This is a genomic window from Bartonella sp. TT119HLJHH, from assembly GCF_042193385.1.
Lineage (GTDB): Bacteria > Pseudomonadota > Alphaproteobacteria > Rhizobiales > Rhizobiaceae > Bartonella.
Genome location: NZ_JBHILS010000070.1, coordinates 1 through 1,898, shown reverse-complemented (window position 1 = coordinate 1,898; position 1,898 = coordinate 1). Strand labels below are relative to the sequence as shown.

The 1,898-nt window shown below is 41.8% G+C and carries 2 pseudogenes; both read right to left on the bottom strand.

Going from position 1 to position 1,898, the window contains the following annotated elements:
- Positions 1–242 precede the first annotated feature (242 nt).
- Positions 243–649 (bottom strand): annotated as a pseudogene (locus tag ACFIJL_RS09210) (hypothetical protein).
- Positions 646–1,898, bottom strand: a pseudogene (locus tag ACFIJL_RS09205) (filamentous hemagglutinin); the annotation flags it as partial. The pseudogenes ACFIJL_RS09210 and ACFIJL_RS09205, both read right to left, overlap by 4 nt.

Below are 1,898 nucleotides of genomic sequence, written 5' to 3'. Positions count from 1 at the left end.
GAGGAGGTTGGTTAACACATCCAGCTGTATTTAAGAGAGCTATGCAACTCAATAGTTTTAAGATTTTCTTCATTTTTTCCCTCTTTCAATGGATTTATTTACGATAAAACAGAGCTCATAAACCTGTTGATATTTCCTGTCACCGCTGCTGAAAACAACAGTGAACAATATTGAAATGGTTAGTTGAGGAAACAATCCCGCCATTCCAAGTGAAGGTAAGGAGGGGGATTGTTGATCATCACTTAAGGCTGACATTCATCCGCGTTTTTATACCTTTTACAAAAAGGGCTGTTCAAGCGCTTCTTGACACTGCGCTGTGGTATGACAGCACCTGGACGACAATTTGGAAGGTTGTCTTCTTTAAAAGTATAACACCAGCCCCCCCCTCAACTCTATTTTTATAGCGGAAACCTGATTGGACCATGCAAGCATCAATGGAAACCATTGCATTAGGAGTGAGCTTTTGAGTTTCTGAATCCTCATCATAAGGCGTTGGCATTCCACATTCTAATAAAGCTTTTCCTATCTCAGTAAAATCTGCTCCTGGCTTCTCCCACATATACATATACCCTGGAGCAGGTTTATCGATATTGCATCCAATCACGCTTAACAGAACGAGCCCGCTTAATAGTTTTAATATGTATTTCATTTGTTCCTCCTTGAAGGGATGTATATACGATTAGGATCCCCATAATCGCTTTGACATGCCTTACTTGCATGACTATAACAAACATGAGGGCTGGGATAACCAAATAGTACTTTCTTTGCCTCTTTCACTACGTTACTACCAAGGGGTCTCTTGTCAAAAGTAGCGGGATTTTTGCCAAACACAACACCAACAAAATCATCTGCATGGTTTTCCAAGCCGACAGTGGTTTTCTTTCCATCCCTTAAGATATATAACGTATCTGCCATGTCTTGAGTATTATAAGCTGGACCAAAAAAATTAACCGTTGTTTCCTTTGCTATACCGTGAACACCATGCTTTACTAAATCATGTGATCCATTTCCTGCTGTTATGGTACCACGACTATGGGCATCATCATGCAATCCTGTATTGCCATAAAGATACATTGTATCCTGGAATTTCTTGGTTGAATTGGTCAATCCAAAAAAAAATCTACCTTCCAGAAACTTCTGAAAAATCGCTATCCCTACTTCCACTTCCCAGTCTTCAGCTTCTGGGAAGTATGTAAAATAAAGGGGACCATGATCATTGTCAGCAAACTGGACAGTATAACGCGCAGCATCATCTGGTGAGGTAAAAATACCATTGTAAAACATATGAACCTTGCCATCAGAACCTTTTTGTAAATGTTTTTCTTCTTCAGGCGTTAAATAACGATACAGAGGGACTTGTCTTCCATAACTGTCTTTGATAGGTTTTCCATTTTTATCTGTTGCATAGAGGACATTGCCATTTTCATCATGCAAAACCTCACCCTCAGGATGCTCTTTGAGATATGCGAATTCGCGTATTTTGTCCCAGTATCCCAATCCTTCATCCGATAAATCATTGATCATATCTACGCGATTATGCACTGCTCCCTCAAGCGATGTGGCGTCCACCGGTGCAACGGCTTGGTGGGCTGTAGCGGTGTTGCGGTTGAGTGCATCAATGATTTGTCCAGCATCTTGCCCCATCGCCCTCTGTCCAGTTGTATCAGTAAGGATGATAGTCCCATCACTGATAGCAGATTTGGTTTCCCCTTCTGCTGCATCCTTGGCTTTGCCGTGATTTAAAACATTTTTGGCAATGTTCTTTATCGTATCATTCCCAGAAAGGCTAAACCCATGGCTGCTGGCTTTAGCATGGGCACCGTTGTTGATATCACTGGTGCTAATGCTTCCAGTGGTCAGGCTGTTTTTATCTGCCGGCGCGGTGCTGGCAATGATGC